This is a genomic window from Arthrobacter stackebrandtii, from assembly GCF_017876675.1.
Taxonomy (GTDB): domain Bacteria; phylum Actinomycetota; class Actinomycetes; order Actinomycetales; family Micrococcaceae; genus Specibacter; species Specibacter stackebrandtii.
Genome location: NZ_JAGIOI010000001.1, coordinates 1,754,985 through 1,776,389, shown reverse-complemented (window position 1 = coordinate 1,776,389; position 21,405 = coordinate 1,754,985). Strand labels below are relative to the sequence as shown.

The following is a 21,405-nucleotide window of genomic DNA, read 5'->3' as shown; positions in this document are numbered from 1 at the left end:
CTTTCCGATTCTGTGCGGTAAAGTTTTGTCTCGGCCCGATGAGGGCCGGTGAGGGCGTATAGCTCAGGCGGTTAGAGCGCTTCGCTGATAACGAAGAGGTCCCTGGTTCAAGTCCAGGTACGCCCACGGAATCCAACGGTTCCTGGTCAGGATGGTGTGCGGTGAAGAAGTTGTTGATAGTTATCACGGCTTTGGGTGCTGCAATTATCCTGAATAGGAAGTGGCGGGAAACCAAAGTTGTGAAGACAACATGGAGCAAGGCAACAGATTCGGTTGAATGAGTTGGCCTTGATTCATATATACTGAATCAGCCTCATGGGGGCATGGCGCAATTGGTAGCGCACCTGCTTTGCAAGCAGGGGGTTCGGGGTTCGAGTCCCCGTGCCTCCACCATGAACGAACAACCCTGGTCCTTGGACCGGGGTTGTTCTGTTTTAAACGTCGTCGGCACCACATCCTCGGGGAGGCAGGCCGCTTTTCCTGCTCCACAACAGCCCCGGCGAGACGGACAATCCCCTTCTCGGCTGGAGGTGGGCACCGTTGGGGTGCCTTAGGCTTGAACAGTGATCATTTTCTTGGCCGTTGTCGGCATTTTGGGCGTGTCGGCATCGGGCCCGATCATGGCGGCGACCATGGCACCACCCCTCACCATCGCCCTGTGGCGAAATGTCTTTGGCGCCGTGGCACTGGGCATTCCCGCGGCGCTGAAGGACCGGGGCCAGTTCGCCTCGCTGAACCGCACGGAACTGAAATATCTGGTGATTGCAGCAACTGCCCTGGCCCTGCACTTTGCCTGCTTTGTCACCTCCGTGAAATTGACCAGCGTGGCCGCAGCCACCGCATTGGTCTGCCTGCAGGCGGCCTGGATTGCGCTGTTTCAGTGGATCAGGGGCAGGAGGCCTGCACGGCCGGTCATCCTGGGGCTGGGGACAGCGCTCATTGGCGTCGTGGTCATCACAGGGTTCGACATGGGAGTGTCCCGGGAGGCGCTGCTCGGTGACCTGCTGGCCATGGCGGGTGGTGCCCTGGCCGCCGTCTACACCCTGGCCGGCGCGCGTGCCCGCAAAACGCTTTCCACGAGTGTCTACTCCAGCATTTGTTACGGCTTGTGTTCAGTGGTGCTGCTGGCCATGTGCCTGGTGCTGGGCCAGCCGCTGGTGGACATTCCGGCTGAGGCCTGGTGGGGCATTATTGCGGTCACGGTGGCGGCCCAACTCCTTGGACACACCATCTTCAACCATCTGTTGGCCACAATCTCCCCGCTGGTGGTTTCCATGATGATTCTTTTGGAGATACCCGGGGCCGCGCTCCTGGCCGGGATCTTCCTTGGCCAGGCGCTGCCAGGCGGCACGTATGTTGGCCTCACGTTGATCCTGGCCGGCCTGGCCATCGTCATCATGCGCCAGGGCCGCAGCGGCCTGAAGAACCAGCCCCTGCAGCTCCCGTCCGGAAAGAAACGCAAGGACGCCGCTTAGGCGCAGCGCCAAGGTCTGTGGTCTGCCGGCAGCACCGGGGACGCATACTGGCCCAAAACACGGCTGGGCCGGGATCCCCTCGGATCCCGGCCCAGCCCGCACCACACGTGCGTTTGGTGATTTTTACTGCTTGGGAGCCTTCGGCTTCGGCTTTGCAGCCGCGTCCTTGGCAGATTCCACGGCATCTGATGCGGCCTCCTTGACGTCGCCGGCGATGTCGGCCGCTGCTCCCTTGGCGGATTCCGAAGCGTCGGCAACCTTGTCCTTCGCCTCGGCTGCGGCGTCGGCAACCTTGTCCGCGACCTTGTCAGCCTTGTATGCAACTTCGGCTGCGGCGTCGCCAGCCTTGTCTGCAACCTTCGCGGCCATGTCGGCGACCTTCTCCTTCGCCTCGGCGGCAGCGTTCGACGCCTTCGCCCCCACAGTGTCGGCGACCGTGGCAGCCTTGGTGGCTGCGCCGTCGTCCGCCGCAACAGGGGCAGGGACGGGAGCGGCGGGTACCACGGGTGCCGGGGTCTGCCAGGGGTCCGCCACGGGCTTGGACGCCTTCCATGCCGCAACGCCGGCGGTGCCGGCGGCGACGATGACACCCACCACGATCCAGCCCTTGCCGGACTTCTTGTCTTTCTTTGCGGCGTCCTTGGCGGCCTTCTTCAGCTCGACTGCCAGTTTCTGGGCGGATTCCCGGGCCGCCTTCTCAGCTTTGGCGATCGCCTTCTTGTTGCCTGCCAGCTTGGCGGCAACGAGTTCCACCTTCTGAGGGGCCTGGGATCTTTCCAGCGCGGATTCGACAGCGTGCGCGGCGTCACCCAGCTTCTCCGAGAACAACGGGATGAAGTCGTCCACCACCTTGCCCTTGGCTGTGGTGATGGCCGGGCCGGTCTTGGCGATCGCCTCCTGGATGTGGGGGGTGGCGTCGTCCACGGCATCGGAGATCTTTGGCGCCAACTTTTCAAGGCCTTCCTGGAGTTTGGGCGTTACGGTTGCCACGCCGTCGGCGGTGTACTGGGCGGCTCTGCGCAGGCCGTCCTGGACGATGGGGGAAGCCTGCTCGATGCCCTTCTCAATGCGGGGTACGGCCCAAGCCAGCGCCGCCTCCACCCGGGGAGCTGTCCAGTCCTTTGCATGTTCAACATGGGGCGCAGCCCAATCCACGCCGGTATTGAGTGAATCTTCCAAACTTTGGGTAAAACGGTCAACCTTCTTCACATTTCCTCCAGGTGTCAGCAGTTTCATGTTCAGCCTACGTCCACAACCGGGCCGTTGCTATCCCGCCACAGTTCGCCGCGCGCGGAATGGCCGCCGTTGTCAGAAAACTCCCACTTAGTCGTGGCAGAATATCGCCATGACTGCAATCCCAACCGCAAAAGCAATTATCAGCACGAGCCTTGGCGACATCGAGGTCAACCTCTTTGGCAACCACGCTCCCAAGACGGTGGACAACTTTGTTGGCCTGGCGACCGGAACCAGGGAATGGACGCACCCGGCCACCGGCGAGAAGACGACTGCCCCGCTCTACAACGGCACCATCTTTCACCGCATCATCAAGGACTTCATGATCCAGGGCGGCGATCCCCTGGGCCGCGGCATCGGTGGCCCAGGCTACCAGTTCGACGATGAAATCAACCCGGACCTCAACTTCAACGAGCCCTACAAGTTCGCCATGGCGAACGCAGGCATCCAGGGCGGCCGCGGCACCAACGGTTCACAGTTCTTCATCACCACCGTGAACACCAGCTGGCTGCAGGGCAAGCACACCATCTTCGGCGATGTCACCGACGAGGCCTCACGCGCCGTCGTTGATGCCATTGAAGGCGTTGCAACCGGTGCAGGCGACAAGCCGCGCGAGGACGTTGTCATCAACTCCGTCACCGTCGAGCAGCTCTAACAGGGCTACTGGCTTCAATCTGCTTTCCTGGCTTCGGCCGCCGGCACCGCGCGTGCCGGCGGCTGGGGCCTTCCTTATATATGACCAACAAGGAATATTCACGATGAGCACGCCATACCCGGTCCCAGGTCCCGCCGTGGGCGCACCTGTCTGTCCGCGCCACCCTGACCGTGTCTCCTACGTGAGCTGCCAGCGGTGCGGCCGCCCTGCGTGCCCAGACTGCCAGCGGAGCGCCGCCGTGGGCGTGCAATGCGTGGATTGTGTCCGCGAGACCAGCAAGTCCGTCGCCTCCCGCCGGACGATTTTCGGCGGCGTGGCACGTGCCGGCCGCCCGGTGATCACCATCACCATGATGGTCATCTGTCTGGCCGGCTACGCCCTCCTGTGGCTTGCCCCCGACAACTTCATCATGCAGACCTTTGCCTACGCGCCGGCCCTGACGGAGTCCGAGCCGTGGCGGATGCTGACCTCGGCATTCCTGCATTCCACGTCCATCATGCACATTGCATTCAACATGTATGCCCTGTGGATCCTGGGCAACGCCCTTGAACCGGCGTTCGGCAGGGCCCGTTTCCTGGCTCTCTACCTTGTCAGCGCCTTCGCCGGGTCAGTCGGCGTGCTCTTGATTGCCCCTTACGACACCTGGGTCGTTGGAGCCTCCGGTGCCGTGTTCGGCCTTTTCGGTGCACTCTTTGTCGTCCAGAAGAAGCGCGGCGGAGACCTGCGCCAAATCGTGGTGCTCCTGTTGATCAACGCCGTCATCGGCTTCATGGTGCCCGGCATCGCCTGGGAGGCACACCTGGGCGGCCTGGTTGCCGGCGCATTGTGCGCAACGGCCATCGCCTACGCTCCGGCGAAGAACCGGAACCTCATCCAGTGGGGCGGCATGGCTGCTGTCGTCCTCATCCTTGTGGCGCTGACGCTGTGGAAGGTTTCCACCTTCCCTGTATTTATCTTCTGATAATCGACGGCGCCCGGCGCGCCTTGGGCGTCAGGGCTTGAGCCGGCGGTAGTCCCCGCCGTAGTGGATCAGCGGGGACAGTTCCCGGGTCCACAGCGCGTCCTCGCCCATGGATACGACCTGTCCCACCACCAACAGGTGGGTTGCGGCCGTGTGGACCTGTGTCGTCTCCACCTCGAAATACGCCAGTGCCCCGGCAATGACAGCATTGCCGGTTGCGGGGCCGCGCCTGAAATCAATCTGGTTCAACAGCCCCTCAACCGGGGTGCCGGGACTTGCCAGCCAGTTGGCCTGCCTCTTCTGTTCGGCGCTCAGCAGCGATAAAGCCCAGTTGCCTGATTCCGCCACCGCCAGGGCAATCCTGGACTCCGCATAGAGACTCACCAACAATGTCGGTGGGTCGTAGGAGACTGAAATGAAGGCACTGACCGTGGCCGCATGGTCCCGTCCGCGCTGCTTCGTGCTGATCACAGCCACCGAGCCGGCCTGCTCTGCACTGAGCCGGCGGTACTCATCGATTTGATCCTGGCTCGGATCCTGTGGGAAAACTCTGTGGACATCGAGAGAATCGGCTAGTTCCATGGCTCAATACTCCCACGTATCCACAGTTATCCACAGTGATGTCCACACATGGGCATAACTTACAGAGCTGTAGTTCGAGTACCTGAAGACTCGTCGAACTACTAGTTCTCCACAGGGTTATGCACATTGGGCATAAGTTACACACATGTAATTCCACAGCTGTGGATTACTTTCTGACGGGGTCTTACGGCATGCCGGGCTTTTCATCGCGCAAAGTTATCCACGTCTGTGGATAACTTTGTGAACAACTTGGGATAACCACAGCTTCGAAGACTGCTTGTGGATAGTTCGAAGGACTTGTCAACGCCCGTGGATAAGTCTGTGGGTTGTGGGAAAAAGTTATCCACAGTGTGGAGAACTTTGGGGACAGAGGGTTTTCACGCCTGTCAACTGCCAATTTGCATGCTGCGGAGATGCCTGCCGCAGATCCTGAATTGGTGTCACCGCTACTTGTGCCAGTGGTGCGGTGACTGTCAGTTGAGGTGGCTGTGGTCGTTGAGTGTCACCACTTGCCGGTCGTGGAAGAAATCGTCTTCTCGCAGGTGGCTGATCCCGCCAGGCGATGTTTTGAACTTCACGTGGCCGGCAGCTTCAAGTGGGAGCCCTATCCATGCGGCAATCAGGTAGGTCGCGGTGCCTCCATGGGTGACCACAATTGTGTGAGCTGACTCCACGGTGAGGATTCGGTCGAGAGCAGCGTAGGCGCGCCCCGCCCACTCGAATCTGGTCTCCGACCCCTGAATTCCGTCTCGGTGCCTCATGCGATCGCCTTGGGCGGGAGGAGGCGCAAAGGGAGTTGTTCCGGGTGGCGTGCCCTCGGCTGCGCCATAGGACTGCTCTCGGAGGTCAGCATCCATCACCGGCGTGGAGCCGAGGATTTCAGCAATCGGTTCTGAAGTTTGGCGTGCGCGGAGGAGATCTGAAGAAAACAGCAGAGAATCTTCATCGGTTGGGATGAGCTTCCGCAATGCCAAGGCTACAAGCTGGGCATCCTTTGTTCCCTTGGAGGTGAGGGCGGAATCGTACCAACCGCCGACGAGGTTCTCTACGTGGTGCGTGGCCTCTGTATGGGTGACAATGTACAAGTTTCGCAAGCCAGATTCTCCATTTCAGTCAGGAAAGTTCCAAGTCTAGATCGATCAGAACGCCGGCCGTGCTTTTCAAGACAGGGACACAAAACATGGAATTTCAGCAGCTGTGGTTCGAGCATCACCGCAGGTCAGAGAAACTCGCTGGTGACGGGTAACGCCAGCCGGGAGTTGCACTTTTCCGCGCATTGGAAGGCGGTCCGTGGTGCTGGCGCATCGCGAAGACTACGCTCAAGGGCACGCGCGGTTCAAAGTTGTTTGAGAACTACACCGAAGCTGCTCGGCGGGCGCTGGTCCTGGCTCAGGAAGAGTCAAGGACAATGATGCATGACTCGTATATCGGTCCTGAGCATCTACTATTGGGGCTTTTGCACGCTTTCCCGGACGCAGTGCAGGCGGCGCCGGGCGTCTGGCCGGAGGAGGTCTGTGTTGCGATATTGAGTTTCGCCTCCCCTCGTCCGCAAGAAACCTGAGAATCGTTGCCGTTCGCCCGAAAGTCTCTGGACGCACTAAAGGCGGCGCAGCGCACAGCGCGGGAGCTTCATTCCGATCATGTCAGGATCAAGCACCTGTTGTTGGGGGCGCTGAGTGTCCATGGCGACAGCCTGGATGAGGCGCTGGTCGCTGCAGGTGCGGATCGAGACGGTGCGAAGCGCGGGCAATGGCGGCTCTTACGAAGGGGTGATGGGTGGGCCGGGGCTGGGTAGCCGGCATCGATCCCCCGAGTATGTCCAGCTGACCTGGTCAAGATGCGCCCCGAGATCTAGGTTGCCAGCTGCGCGGACGGCCGTGCGAACTCTGGCCCCGCCGTGGCGCGCCGGTCGGCATACCAGCGCCGAACTGTTCGAGCTGTCCGAGATCCATCCCACCGCCACGGCCACCGGGACGTGGGCAGTGCTCGGGGCGGGGGCGCTACCCGCTGTCGAGCCTGGCAAAGTCTTGATTGGTGCCGGGAACCTCAACCATTCAGCTGCCACTGCCCAGGGTGTTGCAGATCTTGAACGGAATGGTGCGATTGGTTTGTCCGGCGGCGATGTTCATCTGCTCGCCGGCAGCATAGTGCCAGCCGCGTGTATCCCGGGTTGTACCGTCCGGCTGCCTGGTGCCCACCAACAGGCCAACGGCCGGCACCAACTTCCCGAGACTTGGCCTTCACCGAGTCCCGGAGAACGCTCGTTGGCCACTTATCTTCAGGAGCAGGACGATCCGATGCCGGGAAAATCAAGGGTGCGTACTTAATATCCCGTAGGGTCGTCGACATGGCTGACCATATGTCCCTAGAATGAGTATGCATTTAGCCACTTGGCTATGGTCTGGTCTTGGGTGCCGGGATCAGCTGTCCGGCACCAGCCGAGGGCAGCTGCTGCCGTGATTGTGTGAAATGGGGAAATGTGGCCCGCCGGGCGAACGCCGAAGACATTGTGAGGACGCTGGTGCATGGCTCCTCCCGTGGTGTGCTCATCGTCGGCCCCCGCGGGGTGGGTAAGACGTGGATGCTCGGGCAGGTCCATGCTGCCCTGGGTCCACAGGCCGCCATCATCAGGCTCTCCGCAAGCAAGGCACTGGCCGGCATCCCGTTCGGCGCCGTGAATGCCAGGGTTGGATCCAACGTTGTCCGCAGCAACAACTATTACGAGGTCCTGAATGGCCTGATGGGCCAGGTCCAGCTCAGCCTGGAATCCAATCCCCATGTGTTTCTCATGGTGGACAACGCAGAGTTCCTTGACAGCGACAGTGCCGCCATCATCCTGCAAGTGCTCATGTCGACCGAATGCAAGCTGATCATTGTGGACCGGCCGGGCAGCCACGACAGCTACCTGCGTGAATTGTGGCGCGACGGCCACCTGAGACGTTATGAGCTTGCACCTCTCCAACCAGAAGACGTCCGGGACTTTCTGGAGGACATCCTGGGCGGCAAGGTCACTGGTGCGACGGCGGACTACCTCGCAAAGCGTTCCTCCGGAAACCCCCTCGTGCTGCAGGGACTGGTGACGGGCGCACAGGATGAAGGATCGCTGCGCAACATCGGCGGCGTGTGGGTCCTGGACCATCCGGATGACAGGCTTGGCTCCGAGTCATGGGAATACCTCCAGATGGACCTGGAGCACCTGGCCCCTGATTCACGGCGCATCGTCGAGATCTTGGCATTGGCCGGGCAGCTTCCACTCGACGTTTTGTTGGACCTGACCAGCTCCGATGCCGTCGATGACATCCAGCAGCGCGAGCTGGTGGAGATTCTGCCGGGTCCGCAGCTGGCCATGCGCCTGTCCAAGGCCGTCACTGCACCAGCCATACGAGCCACGGTTCCTGTGGGGCGCGCCCGCCAGTACTGGGCCGACGTCACCCGCCTCGTGCCTCCGGCAGAACGCGCCACCCCGGAAGCAACCATCAGCTTCACCCGGTGGGCCCTGGCGTGTGGACTGCCCGTGCCGGAGGGGCGGCTGTTGGAAGCAGCCACGTGCGCCAACCAACTGATGCGCCCCTTGGATGCGCTGGCATTCAGCAACAGCCTCAGCCTCTCAGACCATTCGGCGCCAATGCTGGCGGAGCGGGCCATCGCCATGGTGAACCAAAATGAGCCGGATGAGGCACGCCTGCTGGCTGCGCAGTCGTTTGCCATGGCGGAGAATGCTGACGACGGCGCATATGCCCTCCATGCCGTTCACCTCAGCCATTTTGCCAGCGTTGGATACCAGGCCGAGCTCAAGGCGGCACTTGCCGCATACGATGCCCGCTTCGGAGCGCCTGTGTTGGACGGATTATCCACTCCGGCGGACATTGCCGTCCTGGTCATCCGTGCCACGATGGAGGTGTCGACCGGCGACATCGCACACGCCAGGGAGCTGATTGAAGCCCTGCGCCGGCATCCGCTGGCAGACAACGCCGGGCATCGTGTGTCGTTGAAAGGACTCCACACGGAGATACTCGCGGCCATGGGCCGGGTGGATCTTGCCAGGGTCCTCGCCATGGAGATTTTCGATGAACTAGAGGCGCCCACGGGATTTTCCCGGCCCGACATTTCAATTTTGGCCTACACCCGTGCAGTGGCCACCTTGATTTACGACGGCGCGTGGGATGAGGTGGCCGCGGCCCTGGAACCCGACACGTTCCGGAATGCCGACCTGTTGCTGTATGCGGGCGGCCTGCGGGACCTGGGCGCTGCCATGATGGCCTGCCGCCGCGGCCATATCCCAGATGTGCTGGCAGCACTGGAACCGGCCGTTGGAGCGCTGGCAGAATACGATCCCTGGTCCGTGCTGCCAACGGCGCTGGGAATCCAGGCCTATGGGCTCGTCATGAGTGGCGATATTCCGGCCTCGCAGCGGTGCCTGACCCGATTGGCGGCCCTGAACCAACGCACGGGCAAGTTCAATGAAATTGAAGGCACCGCCTACGCGGCTGCAGCTCAGTGCCTGACCGGGCAGCACGACCTTGGCCTGGCCAGGCTGAGAAGCCTGCAGCGCGAGTGTGCCGCGAACGGCTACCTGGGCATTGAGGCGACGGTCCTCTCCTTGCTGTTGAGGGTGGGTGAATCCTCGGCTGTCGCCCGCCTGGGAGAGGTTGCCCAGCAGGTGGAATCCGGCAGTAAGGAATTCTTCATCACGTGGGTCCACGCCATGGAGTCCCAGGATCCTGCCGTCTTGGACCTGGCCAGCACCACCGCCATGGATCTTGGTTATGAACTCATTGGCGTGGAGCTTGCCGCGCATGCGCTGCGAAAGTTCAGTGACCGGGGGAAGGTCCACAAGAGCCGCAAGGCGGCCAGCAAAGTGGTGGCCATGCGTGAGCAGATGCCAGGGCTGGTCTCACCAGTTTTCCAGTCCATTGACCAGCCCAAGATGACCCGGCGAGAACACCAGATCGCGCTGCTTGTGGCACAGGGCGAATCCAACAACTCAATTGCCGCCCGCCTCAATGTCTCGCTGCGCACCATTGAAGGCCACCTGTACAGGACATTCATCAAGCTGGATCTGCAGTCGCGCGAACAATTGGCGGCACTCATGAACGGCGGGGACACTCCAAAGGAGAGCGGCGGCTACTATTCCTGAGTGGTGGAACGCTGAAGGTTATGCCCTGCCGGGCCGCCGTTTGATACTGTGCGGGTGCCCGGAACTAGTGACGAACCAGTGTTGAGTGTTGATAGGCGCCAGGAACAGCCAGGCGCCGCCCCGGCCCTTGAGGCGGGGCCGTACGACGCAGGGCCCGCCGTTTCCAGCAGGACCCGACATGGCGAGCGGTCGCAGTTGCTCCAACGGGGACGCCTGCGGGCCCGCGGCCGGGCACGGCTGCCCTGTCCAGGCTGTTGCCCTGTCTAAGTCGCTGGCGGCGGCCTAGACTGAAAAGAGGAGCGGCACCAGTGACAGCCACCAGGGCTTCGGTGTTGGTGCTGTGGAAGGCAGGGCAGCACAATGTCCAGTTATGAAGAGCCGGTGGACGGCGAAGCGGGCCGGGGACGGTATGTCCAGGGCGAATACGGCACGGCCGGCGCAGAGCCGGGACACGAGTCAGGGGATCCGGAAGGCCGCTACATAGAGGGCGACTACGGCCTGGCGGGCACGGAGGAGGCGTCGGAAAACGACGGCCGGGGGCGCTTCGTTGAGGCTGACTACGGCACGGCCGGCGATGTGCCGGGCCGTACCGCAGGAGATCCGAAGGGCCGCTACGTGCAAAGCGACCCGGGTTCAGAGGAGGAATCCGGAGGCTAGCTGCGCCAGCGCGTGGTCATCATGAACCCGGCCAGGGCAATGGCAAAGCCAATTCCGATGTTCCAGTTGCCAATGTTGGGGATGGGGAACCCGCCGTCGGAAATGTAGTACGTGATGATCCAGACGAGCCCCAGAAGCATCAGCGTCACCATGACGGGGAGGAACCACACCGCGTTGGGCTGCTGTGCCTTGCTGGAAGGAGTTTGGGCGGGTCCCTTGGCGGGGCGGCGACGCGATTTGGACTCAGGCACAGGAGCTCCTTGACAACGCGGCCGGCTGGGCGGTCCGCTCGATAGGTGGATGGGCGGTTCATGAGCGCAGGTGTTGCGTGGGCAAATTGTTCTCAGGTGGTGAACTGCCGGTATTGTTGAGGCAATTCTAACTGCATTTAATGTGCCCAGGGATTGCATGACATTATCGCCCACCAGCCGTGAAGGAGAACCGCGTGGCTCCATCGCCAGACCATGCCGATTCCGGGGTGGGCGTGCAGGAGCTGATCTCCGGAAACGAGCGCCGGCACCGTCTGCGTGAGGAGGCGGCCCGGCGACAGCCCGGCAGCCGCACCGGCCGGGCGCGCAGCGCCGGAAACAGCCCAGCCGGCCCAGGCGGCCGCGCCGGGAACCGCCGCAGCAGGCAGCGCCCCAAACAGGGTTTCTTCCGCACCCTCGTCCAGGTCCTGGGCGAGCTGCTCATTACTGCTGGAATCGTCCTGCTGCTGTTTGTGGTGTGGGAACTGTGGTGGACCAATATCGAGGCCAATTCCGTGCAGCAGCAGGCTGTCTCCGAGTTTGCCCGGGATTTCCAGGGTCCGCTCACTCCCCCTGACCCGGGGACGCCAAGCGACTACGGTGAACCGGTGGTGACGGCCGAGCCGGCAGTGCCGGGTGAGGTGTTCGGCGTCGCCTACATCCCCCGGTTTGGCGAGAACTACAGCCGCCCCCTGGTTGAAGGCGTGGCACCGGCACAGTTGGACTCCCTTGGACTCGGCCGTTATGACTCCTCAACCATGCCTGGCGGCGTCGGCAACTTTGCCATAGCCGGCCACCGGCAGACGCACGGCGCCGTCCTGGACGCCATCCACACCCTGGTGCCCGGCGACAAGATCTATATCCAGACCAAGGACGGCTACTACACGTACGTGTTCCGCAACAACCAGATCGTCATGCCGGACCGGGCCGACGTCCTGCTGCCCGTGCCCACGGACCCGGAGGCCGTGCCCACCGAGTGGTTCCTGACCATGACCAGTTGCAACCCCCGCTTCGGCGCCGAGGAACGGATCATCGCCTACTCGCTGCTGGAATCCTGGCAGCCGGCCAGTGCCGGACCTCCATCCGCCATCGCGGACCTCGTAGCAGCGAACCAGAAAGGCTAGTCATGTACGGCTGGATCTTTAGAAACCTGCCCGGTCCCTTGTGGTTCCGGATCATCATCGCGATCGTTCTGGTGGTCGCGGCCGTGCTGCTGCTCATGCAGTTTGTGTTTCCCTGGCTTTCCCAATTCAATCCCCTGAACGATTCGACGATTGGTGGTGGGGTCTGAGATGGCCACACGGATTCTTGTGATCGACAACTACGACAGCTTTGTCTACACACTGGTTGGCTACCTGCAGCAGTTGGGCGCGGAGACCACAGTGGTCCGCAATGACGACGTCACCTTGGCGGAAGCCATCGAGATGGCTGAGGCGCGCGACGGCGTCCTCGTCTCCCCCGGTCCCGGCACCCCCGCAGAGGCCGGGGTGTGCATCGAACTCATCAAGTGGTGCGGCGGGCACGCGAAGCCCATGCTTGGGGTGTGCCTGGGCCACCAGGCACTGGCGGAGGCCTACGGCGGCGTGGTGACGCATGCCGAGCAGCTCATGCACGGCAAGACCAGTGAGGTCCTGCACCACGGCACGAGCGTGTTTGCAGGCCTTCCCAGCCCCGTCACCGCAACCCGCTACCATTCGCTGGCTGCTGTGCCGTCCAGCATCCCTGAGGTGTTGGAGGTGACTGCGAAGACGGCCGACGGCGTGATCATGGGTTTGGCGCACAAGAGTGCCCCCTTGTGCGGGGTCCAGTTCCATCCCGAATCCGTGCTCACCGAGGGCGGATACACCATGCTGGGCAACTGGCTCGAGTCCCTGGGGCTGTCCGGCGCCGCTGCAAGGGCTGCGACGTTGAGTCCGCTCATCAACAGCTGAACACGCCGCGAACAGCTGGGCCGGACGCCCTCCCCCTCAAAGGTTGAGATGCAGGCGGCACAGAAAAGCCCGGCCACTCCGTGACGGAGTGGCCGGGCCTTTTCATCTACTGGCCTTTGCCCGAATCGCCTGCCGGTGGGTCCGGAGTCGCCGTGGGCTGGGCCTTCTCCGAGGCCTTGGCCTTGGGTGTTGGCTCAGGCGTGGGCTCAGCAGCAGGCGGCTCCACGGTTACCGGGGCCGCAGCAAGGGTCACATTCACTGTGGTCCGCTGAGGCACGGTGGTTCCGGCGCTGATGGACTGGCCGGTAACGAGTCCGGGTGTCACCACCGTGTTTTCAGCCTCGCTGAACGTCACCTCAAGGAACGGCGAGACGGCCTTGAGCGCTGCTGTGACCACTTCTTTCACCTGTTCCGGGTCATCCGTCAGGTCAAAGAGCGACGGCATCAGAATCTCCCCATTGGAGACCTTCATGGTGATGCTGGAGCCTGCAGGAACGGTCTCACCGGGTGCGGGGTCGGTGGTGACCACCAGCGTGGCCGCGATGGAACCGTCATTGACCATGTCATTGGGCATGATCTTCAGGTTCAGGCTGCTCAACAGCGCCCGGACATCCGCGTCCGTGCGCCCGGCCAGGCCCTCCGGAATGGTGACCGTTGAGGGGCCCTTCGAAACGTAAACCTGCACGGTGGAGCCCGGATTCAGGCTGGTCCCGCCCGCAGGGTCCGTGCGGATCACCTGCCCGGCCGTGACTGTCGCAGAGTATTCCTCGGTGCTGTGCGGTTCCAGCTTCACATCGCGCAGCTGGTTTAGGGCTTCACTTTCTGGGCTGTTCACCAAGAAAGGCACCGCGACGGGCTGGACTGCCGGGGGCCTGGACTGCAGGAGGTTGTACCCCAAGTATGCACCGCCGCCCAGAACTGCGGCGAGCAGGATGAACAAGGTGACCATCCAGGCGGTGCGCCGGCGCTTGGTGGACGGGGGAACGTCCGGCACCTCCTCAAAGCCGCCGTCGTTCGTTGTCAAGGCCCCACCTGCGAGTTCCTTCGCCATGGCACGCGTGGAGGGACCGTCGTCGTCCGTTAAAACAGATGAAGGTGAGGGGCTGACAACTCCGGTTGAAGGCAGCCGGGCGGCTGCTGGAATCGGGGCCTGGCTGACACGGGGTTCCGGGGGCATGACGCCGGCACTGGCTGCCCGCAGGGCGCGGCGGAATGCAGCCGCGTCCTGAAACCGGTTCGCACGGTCCTTTTCCAGCGCGCGCATCAGCAGCGCGTCCAGGGCGGGCGAGATTTCCGGATTGAAACTGCTGGGCAGTGCCGGGTGCTCGCGCACATGCTGGTAGGCCACGGTGAAGGGCGAGTCGCCCGTAAACGGGGGCCTGCCTGCCAGCATTTCGTACAGCAGGCAGGCGGCCGAGTACAGGTCGCTGCGGGCGTCGACGTTCTCCCCGCGGGCCTGCTCGGGGGAGAGATACTGGGCGGTGCCCATGACAGTCTGTGTCTGCGTCATGGTGGCAGCGGAATCGGCAATGGTCCGGGCAATGCCAAAGTCCATGACCTTGACCTGGCCCAGGACTCCGTGGTCATCTTCCGTGACCATGACGTTGGCCGGTTTGATGTCGCGGTGCACAATGCCTGCGCGGTGGCTGTAGTCCAACGCAGCCAGGACACCCATGGTGTAGTTGACGGCCTGCTCAATGTTGATGTCCTTGCTGCGGATCAAGTCCCGCAGCGTGCGCCCGTGGATATACTCCATCACAATGTAGGGCAGGTGGGCGCTGTCGCGGACATGGTCGTTGGTGATGTGCTCACCGGTGTCGTAGACGGCAACAATGAAGGGGTGGTTCAGTCCGGCCACGGCCTGCGCCTCACGGCGGAAGCGGGCCTGCAACTGTGAATCACGGGCGACGTCCGCCCGCAGCAGCTTGACGGCGACGGCCCGGCCGAGGCGGGTGTCCTGCGCCTTGTAGACGTCGGCCATCCCACCCCGGCCCAGCAGTTCGCCAATCTCGTAACGGTCATTAAGGACGCCGGGGACACTCATGAGTATCTGTTGTCCTTTCGATCGTGGGAGAGGGTGTTCGGGATTTGATGTTGGAAGGCTACTGCTTTGCCTCATCCTTGGCCGGGCCCTGGCTGGGCTCATCCTTGGGTGCCGATTCGGCACTCGGGGTTGCGCTCGGCTCCGGTTCAGGTTGGGCACTAGGGGTCGGCTCGGGCGCCGGTCCTGTGGAGACGAAGTACAGCACCACGGAACCAGGCGCAGCCTTCTCACCGGCCGTGGGCTGGACGCGAATGACTTTGCCTGCCTCCACGGTCGAGGACGGCTCTTCGGCGCGGTTGGGGATGAAGCCGGCTTCCACCAGTTCGGCGTCATACTGGTCGCCTGTCTTGCCGGCAAAGGACGGCACCGTGGTCAGGTCCGGGCCGGTGGAGACGTAGACCGTGATGGTGCTGCCCATGATCTGGGGCCCGGTCGGCTCGACCCGGATCACCACCCCCGGAGGGGCTGTGTCGCTTGCCTCATCAACGGGAGACACCACCATTCCCATGCCGGTGAGATCTGCAGTGACATCGGCGATGGACCTGCCAGCGTACGCATTGTTGTTGATATCCACAGGTTCCGGCGTGGTCTCGACGGGTTCCGGCGTGGTCTCAACGGGTGTCGGCGCCTCGGACGTTGTGGGCGGGGCTTCCTGGGTCTGGGTCTGCGACACCGTTGGGGCAGGCTTGGCGTCAAAGATGCCGAGGGACTGCAGCAGCAGTGCGCCGAGGGCAAAGACGAGCAATGCGATCAGGGCAACAAGGGGCCACGTCCAGGGGCTGCGGCCCTTCTTCTTGGGTTCCACGGCCGGTTCCTCGTCGTCGTCAAGGAGGTCGACGCCGTCGGGCTCGTCCGTCCAGGCACGCTGGGCACCCAGCATCTCCGCACGCGTGGGAGCATACGGTTCGGGAACCGGTGACTCCTCCACTACGGGCAGTGCTGTGGTGTTTGGCTCGGCGATGTTGCTGACCACGGACGTGGGTGCGGTGGCGTTGATGTCAACGGGTGCGGTGATGGGGCCGGTGCTGGCTTCGAACAGGAGCATCCCGGGGACGGCGGCGTGGGCAGCCTTGATGTCGCCGGCGCGGATGGCCTCGGCCGCCTCCGCCAGCTTCAGGGCGTTGGCAGGCCGGTTGGTCGGATCCTTGGCCAGCATGGACATCAGCAGCGCACGGACAGGCGTGGGCAGTGTGTCCGGCAACGGCGGCGGGGCGTCGTTGACCTGGGCCAGGGCGATGGCGATCTGGGATTCACCGGAGAATGGCCGGTGGCCCGTGATGCACTCATAACCTATGACGCCAAGGGAATATATGTCGCTTGCTCCGGTGGCGATCTGCCCAGTTGCCTGCTCCGGCGCCAAGTACTGTGCCGTTCCCATGACCTGGCCGGTCTGTGTCAGCGGCACCTGGTCGGCCAGGCGGGCAATGCCAAAGTCGGTGATCTTGACCTTGCCGTCTGGCGTGATGAGCAGGTTGCCGGGCTTGACGTCGCGGTGCACCAGGCCCTGGGCGTGGGCCACGGACAGGGCGCGGGCGGTCTGGGCGATCATTGACAGCGTCCAGTCCGCGGAGAGCACGTGCTCGCGCTCAATCAGCGCGGACAAGGGCTCGCCGGGGACAAGCTCCATCACCAGGTACGCGGAGCCGTCCTCCTCGCCGTAGTCAAAGACATTGGCAATGCCGTCGTGGTTCAGCAGGGCCGTGTGCTTGGCTTCTGCACGGAATCGCGCCCGGAACCCGGGATCGCCCGTGTATTCGTCCTTGAGGATCTTGATCGCAACGATGCGGCCAAGGACCAGGTCCTGGGCCTTCCACACCTCCCCCATGCCACCGATGGCAATGCGTGAAGTGAGTTGGAACCTGCCGCCTAAGGTGATACCAGATGTAGGCCTCACTTTTTCAACACCGCCTTGAAGAGTTTGCTTGCATTGGGACTTGTCAATTCTGCTCCTGTGGCCACGTCAACATTTGGCATGACGATGCTGACCACCACCTCTGGGTCGTTCGCCGGGGCGAATCCTGTAAACCATGCGTTGTTCAAACCGTCACTGACCTCTGCTGTTCCTGTTTTTCCTGCCACCTCAACGCCTGGCACGGCGGCTGCGGAGCCAATCCCGTTGTTGACCACACTAACCATCCACTCGGTGATCTGCGCCGCAATCTCGGGTGTCGTCGACTGCCTCAGGACCTGGGGTTCCAGGGATGAAACCGTCTTGAGATCGGGTGTGCGGACGGCCTTGACGAGGTTGGGTGCCATTTGCTTGCCGCCATTGGCGATGGCGGCCGTCATCATGGCGATCTCCAAGGGAGTGGCAAGGACATCGCGCTGGCCGATCGCGCTCTGTGCGAGGGCGGCGTCGTCCAGGGTTCCGCTGCTTCCGGGGAAGCGGCTGGGCACCACCGAATCGGGGAACGTCAGCGACTTGTCATTGAATCCAAACTTGTCGGCCTCTGCGGTGAGGGCGTCCTGTCCGATGTCAAGGGCAATGCTGGCAAAGGGTGTGTTGCAGGAATTCTCCAGGGCAAAGGCAAACGACGCCTTGTCCTGCGTGTAGCACTGGCCGTAGGCATAATTGGGCAGGGTGTATTCGATGCCCGGGAACGCCAAGTTGGCGGGGTTCGGAAGGATGCTGTCCTTCTTGTACTTTCCGGATTCAAGGGCCGCCGCGGTGTCGATGATCTTGAACACCGAGCCGGGGGAATACAGCTGCTTGTAGGCAGATGAACCGAAGAGGTTGATGCCGGGTACGCTGACGAGCTCCGCCATGGCAGCGTCAAAGGCGGCCTTGTCATGCGTGGCCATCAAGTTGGTGTCGTAGGACGGCTTGGAGACCATGGCGATGATGGCCCCCGTCTTGGGGTTCATCACCACGATGGAGCCGGCCACATTGTCCGGGATCATGTCGTAGGCCAGTTGCTGTATGACGGGATCAATAGTGAGTTCAACGGAACGGCCCTGGGGCTGCGCGCCTGTAAAAACCTGGGCAATTCGGTCAAACAGCGCGCCGTCAGAGGTGCCAGTCAGTTCATCACTCATGGCCGACTCGATGCCGTACTGTCCCGAATACTTGCTGTAGAAGCCAGTGAGCCCGGCATAAAGGTAGGGCTCGTTGTAGACGCGCTGGTACTTGCAGTCGCTGTTGGTGGACACGGACTCGGCTATCGCGTGGCCGCCCACAAGGATGGGGCCGCGGCTGTTGCAGAACGTGGCCAGGAGCTGGCGCTGGTTGTTCGGGTTCTTGTTGAGGGAATCAGCGGCAAAAAACTGCACGTAGGTAACGGAGCTAAACAGCAGTGCGAACAGGGCTATGGCCACTATCCATGAATTTCGGATGGCTTGGTTCATGGTGCGCTCACCTCCTGCGGGCTTAGTCCGTCATGGTTGTTGTTGGGGTTCATCTGGGCCGGTGGAAGGATCGGATCGCTCGGTGCGGCCAGGCCGGACATGTCTATGGGGCGGCGTGCGGCATCTGAAATCTTCAGGATCAACGCCACGATGATCCAGTTGGCCAGAAGCGACGAACCGCCGGCGGACAGGAACGGCGTGGTGAGACCCGTCAGGGGAATCAGCCGCGTCACACCCCCGATGATGACGAAGGACTGCAGGGCCATGGCAAAGGACAACCCCACCGCCAGCAGCTTGCCAAAGGCGTCCCTTGTGCCCAGTGCTGCGCGAAAGCCTCGGGAAATCAGCAGGGCGTACAGGCATAGCACCGCAAACAGGCCAATGAGGCCCAATTCCTCGCCGATAACCGCAATAATCATGTCGCTGTTGGCCACCGGCAATTTGTCGGGGGAGCCCTGGCCGAAGCCCGTGCCCATGAGGCCGCCGTTGGCCATGCCAAACAGACCTTCCACTACCTGGAAGCTGCCGTACTGAGCGCCAATATAGGCGGGGTCGAAGGCATTGATCCAAACATCGATGCGTCGGGCGACGTGCGGGAAAAATTGGTAGGCGGCAACCCCACCCACTGCGATGAGCCCAAGGCCGATGAAGATCCAGCTCACGCGGCTGGTGGCCACGTAGATCATGACCATGAACAGGCCGAAGAAGAGGATTGACGATCCGAGGTCGCGCTGGAAGATCAATACGCCCACGCTGGCCAGCCAGGCCACGAGCATCGGTGCCAAGTCGCGTGCGCGGGGCAGCTGAAGCGGCCCGATCTTCTTGCCCGCCAAAAGGATCAGGTCGCGGTTGGAGGATAGATACCCGGCAAAGAATATGGCAAGGGTGATCTTAGCGATTTCACCCGGTTGGAAGCTGAATGGTCCAATCTTGATCCAGACACTTGCCCCGTATGCACTCCACCCGATGCCCGGCACCATGGGCAGAATCAGCAGGACCACAGAAGCAACGAGTGAAATGTAGGTATAGCGTCGAAGGATACGGTGGTCCCGCAGAAACCATATGACGGCGATGGCACATATCACCGCAAGGCTGGTCCACATCCACTGCCGCGGGGCATCCTTTAGCCCGGATGTGATGTCCAGCCGGTGGATCACGGCAAGGCCAAGGCCATTCAAGCCAACCACAATGGGCAATATGACTGGGTCGGCATATTTTGCCTTCAGGCGCAGGACAACATGGAAGGCCAGTGCCAGGATGGTGAGGACCGCGATCTGCGTGAAGTAGTCGTTGTCAAAGGTGCGGCCCAGGTTCATGTTGACCAGCGCATTGGCCAGGGCAGACATGCCAAGGGCGAGCACCAGCAGAAGCAGTTCGGTGTTGCGCCGCGGTTTTGCCACGGTGAGAAGCTGGCTCACTTTGCACCTCCTGGAATGCAGGTCGGGGTGGGTGTCGGCGAGGGTTTTGCCGTTGCCGTGCCGCTGGCCTTTGCCGTGCTTGCGGCTGTTCCCTCGGGTTTGGCGGTTGCAGCAGGGCTGGGCGCAGCGGTGGTTGGTGCGGCCGTGGTTGCAGCGCCAGAGGGTGTGGCAGTGCCAGATGCCGTGGCTTTGCCCGTGGCCGCCTTCGTGGTCGGTTCAACCAGATCGCAGGGAGGCAGGCTGGTGCCGGTGCCCAGCTGCAGGTCTTCGATGATCTGTTCCGCGTCGCCGAGGGTTGTGGCAGGCATGGTCTTGGCCACCAGCTGCTGGGAATAATCCGGCAGGGATTCAACTTCAACATCGGTCTCACGGTAGAGATGCGAGAGTGGGATGGGGCCAAGCGATTGTGACACGCCTTGGTAGATGGCCACGTTGCCGTTGGCGGCACCGACAAAGAACTGGGTTTGCGTCCAGGCGTAGGCGGCCCACGAGCCGGCCACGACAGCAAGGGTCGCAAGCACGGCGATGATTGCCACCACCAGGGGCCGGTACCGCAGCCGCGGCAGGGATACTTCGGTATCTTCCACGATGGTGGGGGCAGCGACCGGTTTGTGAGTCAGGACCATGGCGGCACGCTGCGTCACTGGCTTGCGGGCCAGGTGCGGGATCTTGCCTTCCGCGTTGGCTGTCAGGGCCGCTCCCACCAACTCATGTTCCCGGGAGGCAAGCTGCCTGAGAATGGCTGCTTCGCGGATGTTGACATCGAGGGCGCCGGAACTGTTGTTCTCCACTGCAGCCTCGGCAGCCGGGATTTCGGCGCCATCGGCGGCGTCCCCGTCGGCGGGCGAAGCGGAAGCTGGCGCAACATCCTCGGGTGCGTGTCCGGCGTCGTGCGCTTTATCTTCAGCATCAGACGCCGGCAGCTCAGCGGGCTGGCCGGCAGCAGGATCAATGGTTTCCAGTGAGGCGGTGGGGGCGTCGTCAAGCACGCCCTCCTCGATGTCGAAGACGACAACTGTGACATTGTCGGGGGAACCGGCGGCCAGGGTCAGCTCGATCAGGGTGTCGGCGGCGGTGGCCAGCGATTTGGTGTTGCGAATGACCTCTTCGATCATTTCGTGACGGACGAAATTCAGCCCGTCGGAGCACAGCAGCCAGCGTTCGCCGGCAGTGGCGTCAAAGTACTTCAGGTCCAGTTCAGGGGAGGCATCCACGTCGCCCAGGACGCGCATGAGCACATTCTTGTGGGGGTGGACCTCGGCCTCAGCCTCCGTCATGCGGCCCTCGTCGATCATGCGCTGGACGAAGGTGTGGTCGGTGCTCATCTGTTCGAAGACGCCGTCCTTGAGCCTGTATGCGCGCGAATCACCAATGTGGGCGTAGGCCAGGCGGTCTCCGGACAGTAGCAGCGCGGTCACGGTGGTGCCCATGCCGGCAAGCTTTGGGTTGACGTGGACCAGCTCGGACAGCAACGAGTTGGCGCTCTGGATTTCGTCCGCCAGGTTCGCTTCGGCGTCGTCGCCGTGGCGGTTGTGGTCGAGGTGGATCAGGTCCAGCACGGTGGACGCACTGGCCACGTCACCGCCGGCGTGCCCGCCCATGCCGTCGGCAACAACGGCCAGAAAGTGGCCGGCATATGCAGAGTCGTCATTCTTTGCCCTGACCATGCCCACATGGGATCTGGCGGCATAGCGCAGAAGCAGCGGGGTATCGGCCATC

General features: G+C 62.6%; 21 protein-coding genes and 2 tRNA genes. 13 read left to right on the top strand and 10 right to left on the bottom strand.

Annotated elements, in window-relative coordinates; all coding sequences use genetic code 11:
- The first annotated feature begins 52 nt into the window (after positions 1-52).
- The 4 genes from JOF48_RS07470 (at position 53) to JOF48_RS07455 (ending at position 1,475) form a co-directional block, all read left to right on the top strand.
- Positions 53-126 (top strand) — tRNA-Ile (locus tag JOF48_RS07470).
- A gap of 35 nt (positions 127-161) precedes the next feature.
- A complete protein-coding gene (locus tag JOF48_RS20150) occupies positions 162-281 on the top strand; it encodes a DLW-39 family protein (RefSeq protein WP_209679081.1) in 120 nt (39 codons plus the stop codon).
- A gap of 36 nt (positions 282-317) precedes the next feature.
- A tRNA-Ala gene (locus JOF48_RS07460) sits at positions 318-393 on the top strand.
- Between the two features lie 170 nt (positions 394-563).
- Complete coding sequence (locus JOF48_RS07455) at positions 564-1,475, top strand: DMT family transporter (protein ID WP_209679078.1); 912 nt, start codon at positions 564-566, stop codon at positions 1,473-1,475.
- Between the two features lie 123 nt (positions 1,476-1,598).
- Here JOF48_RS07455 and JOF48_RS07450 read toward each other — a convergent pair whose 3' ends face one another.
- On the bottom strand, positions 1,599-2,711 hold the full coding sequence (locus tag JOF48_RS07450) for a hypothetical protein (RefSeq protein ID WP_245346437.1): 1,113 nt from the start codon (positions 2,709-2,711) through the stop codon (positions 1,599-1,601).
- A 109-nt stretch (positions 2,712-2,820) separates the two neighbouring features.
- Between JOF48_RS07450 and JOF48_RS07445 the strand changes: the two genes are divergently transcribed.
- Both JOF48_RS07445 and JOF48_RS07440 read left to right on the top strand, forming a co-directional pair.
- Positions 2,821-3,363 (top strand): peptidylprolyl isomerase, encoded by a 543-nt coding sequence (locus JOF48_RS07445; protein WP_209679075.1) that lies wholly within the window; start codon positions 2,821-2,823, stop codon positions 3,361-3,363.
- Positions 3,364-3,601: 238 nt separating this feature from the next.
- A complete protein-coding gene (locus JOF48_RS07440; protein ID WP_342591182.1) occupies positions 3,602-4,324 on the top strand; it encodes a rhomboid family intramembrane serine protease in 723 nt (240 codons plus the stop codon).
- Positions 4,325-4,354: 30 nt separating this feature from the next.
- Here the strand turns inward: JOF48_RS07440 and JOF48_RS07435 are convergent, their stop codons facing one another.
- Both JOF48_RS07435 and JOF48_RS07430 read right to left on the bottom strand, forming a co-directional pair.
- Positions 4,355-4,906 (bottom strand): flavin reductase family protein, encoded by a 552-nt coding sequence (locus JOF48_RS07435; protein ID WP_209679069.1) that lies wholly within the window; start codon positions 4,904-4,906, stop codon positions 4,355-4,357.
- Positions 4,907-5,379: 473 nt separating this feature from the next.
- Positions 5,380-5,991, bottom strand: a complete 612-nt coding sequence (locus JOF48_RS07430) for a histidine phosphatase family protein (RefSeq protein ID WP_245346436.1) — start codon at positions 5,989-5,991, stop codon at positions 5,380-5,382.
- A gap of 191 nt (positions 5,992-6,182) precedes the next feature.
- On the opposite strand from JOF48_RS07430, the gene JOF48_RS20005 reads away from it, so the two are divergent.
- The gene (locus tag JOF48_RS20005) at positions 6,183-6,467 is read left to right on the top strand and encodes a Clp protease N-terminal domain-containing protein (RefSeq protein WP_342591181.1); all 285 of its coding nucleotides are present in this window, start codon (positions 6,183-6,185) and stop codon (positions 6,465-6,467) included.
- A gap of 6 nt (positions 6,468-6,473) precedes the next feature.
- Positions 6,474-6,701 (top strand): Clp protease N-terminal domain-containing protein, encoded by a 228-nt coding sequence (locus JOF48_RS20230; RefSeq protein ID WP_483414898.1) that lies wholly within the window; start codon positions 6,474-6,476, stop codon positions 6,699-6,701.
- A gap of 259 nt (positions 6,702-6,960) precedes the next feature.
- Here the strand turns inward: JOF48_RS20230 and JOF48_RS07415 are convergent, their stop codons facing one another.
- The gene (locus JOF48_RS07415) at positions 6,961-7,128 is read right to left on the bottom strand and encodes a hypothetical protein (protein WP_209679057.1); all 168 of its coding nucleotides are present in this window, start codon (positions 7,126-7,128) and stop codon (positions 6,961-6,963) included.
- A 242-nt stretch (positions 7,129-7,370) separates the two neighbouring features.
- Between JOF48_RS07415 and JOF48_RS20000 the strand changes: the two genes are divergently transcribed.
- On the top strand, positions 7,371-10,043 hold the full coding sequence (locus JOF48_RS20000; RefSeq protein ID WP_209679054.1) for a helix-turn-helix transcriptional regulator: 2,673 nt from the start codon (positions 7,371-7,373) through the stop codon (positions 10,041-10,043).
- Positions 10,044-10,403: 360 nt separating this feature from the next.
- A complete protein-coding gene (locus tag JOF48_RS07405) occupies positions 10,404-10,700 on the top strand; it encodes a hypothetical protein (protein WP_209679051.1) in 297 nt (98 codons plus the stop codon).
- On the opposite strand, the gene JOF48_RS07400 is transcribed toward JOF48_RS07405, so the two are convergent.
- On the bottom strand, positions 10,697-10,951 hold the full coding sequence (locus tag JOF48_RS07400) for a cell division protein CrgA (protein WP_209679040.1): 255 nt from the start codon (positions 10,949-10,951) through the stop codon (positions 10,697-10,699). The two genes, JOF48_RS07405 and JOF48_RS07400, sit on opposite strands and share 4 nt — an antisense overlap.
- 194 nt (positions 10,952-11,145) lie before the next feature.
- Between JOF48_RS07400 and JOF48_RS07395 the strand changes: the two genes are divergently transcribed.
- Genes JOF48_RS07395 through JOF48_RS07385 form a run of 3 tightly spaced genes read left to right on the top strand, consistent with a single transcriptional unit; the run spans position 11,146 to position 12,879 of the window.
- Positions 11,146-12,072 carry a class E sortase gene (locus JOF48_RS07395; RefSeq protein WP_342591180.1) on the top strand — a complete coding sequence of 309 codons (927 nt, stop codon included), beginning with the start codon at positions 11,146-11,148 and terminating at the stop codon, positions 12,070-12,072.
- Between the two features lie 2 nt (positions 12,073-12,074).
- Positions 12,075-12,239 carry a hypothetical protein gene (locus tag JOF48_RS07390; protein WP_209679038.1) on the top strand — a complete coding sequence of 55 codons (165 nt, stop codon included), beginning with the start codon at positions 12,075-12,077 and terminating at the stop codon, positions 12,237-12,239.
- A gap of 1 nt (position 12,240) precedes the next feature.
- Positions 12,241-12,879 carry an anthranilate synthase component II gene (locus JOF48_RS07385; protein ID WP_209679036.1) on the top strand — a complete coding sequence of 213 codons (639 nt, stop codon included), beginning with the start codon at positions 12,241-12,243 and terminating at the stop codon, positions 12,877-12,879.
- A 106-nt stretch (positions 12,880-12,985) separates the two neighbouring features.
- Here the strand turns inward: JOF48_RS07385 and pknB are convergent, their stop codons facing one another.
- From pknB to JOF48_RS07360, 5 genes are read right to left on the bottom strand one after another with little or no spacing between them, the layout of a single operon-like run.
- A complete protein-coding gene (gene pknB, locus JOF48_RS07380; protein ID WP_209679034.1) occupies positions 12,986-14,923 on the bottom strand; it encodes a Stk1 family PASTA domain-containing Ser/Thr kinase in 1,938 nt (645 codons plus the stop codon).
- 58 nt (positions 14,924-14,981) lie between these two features.
- Positions 14,982-16,817, bottom strand: a complete 1,836-nt coding sequence (locus JOF48_RS07375; RefSeq protein ID WP_209679031.1) for a protein kinase domain-containing protein — start codon at positions 16,815-16,817, stop codon at positions 14,982-14,984.
- Positions 16,814-18,268, bottom strand: a complete 1,455-nt coding sequence (locus JOF48_RS07370; RefSeq protein ID WP_209679028.1) for a peptidoglycan D,D-transpeptidase FtsI family protein — start codon at positions 18,266-18,268, stop codon at positions 16,814-16,816. The genes JOF48_RS07375 and JOF48_RS07370 overlap by 4 nt, the downstream gene beginning before the upstream one ends.
- Positions 18,265-19,686, bottom strand: coding sequence for an FtsW/RodA/SpoVE family cell cycle protein (locus tag JOF48_RS07365; protein ID WP_342591179.1), 1,422 nt, complete (start codon positions 19,684-19,686; stop codon positions 18,265-18,267). Before JOF48_RS07365 ends, JOF48_RS07370 begins: the two co-directional genes overlap by 4 nt.
- Positions 19,683-21,404 carry a PP2C family protein-serine/threonine phosphatase gene (locus JOF48_RS07360; RefSeq protein ID WP_209679026.1) on the bottom strand — a complete coding sequence of 574 codons (1,722 nt, stop codon included), beginning with the start codon at positions 21,402-21,404 and terminating at the stop codon, positions 19,683-19,685. Before JOF48_RS07360 ends, JOF48_RS07365 begins: the two co-directional genes overlap by 4 nt.
- Position 21,405 lies beyond the last annotated feature (1 nt).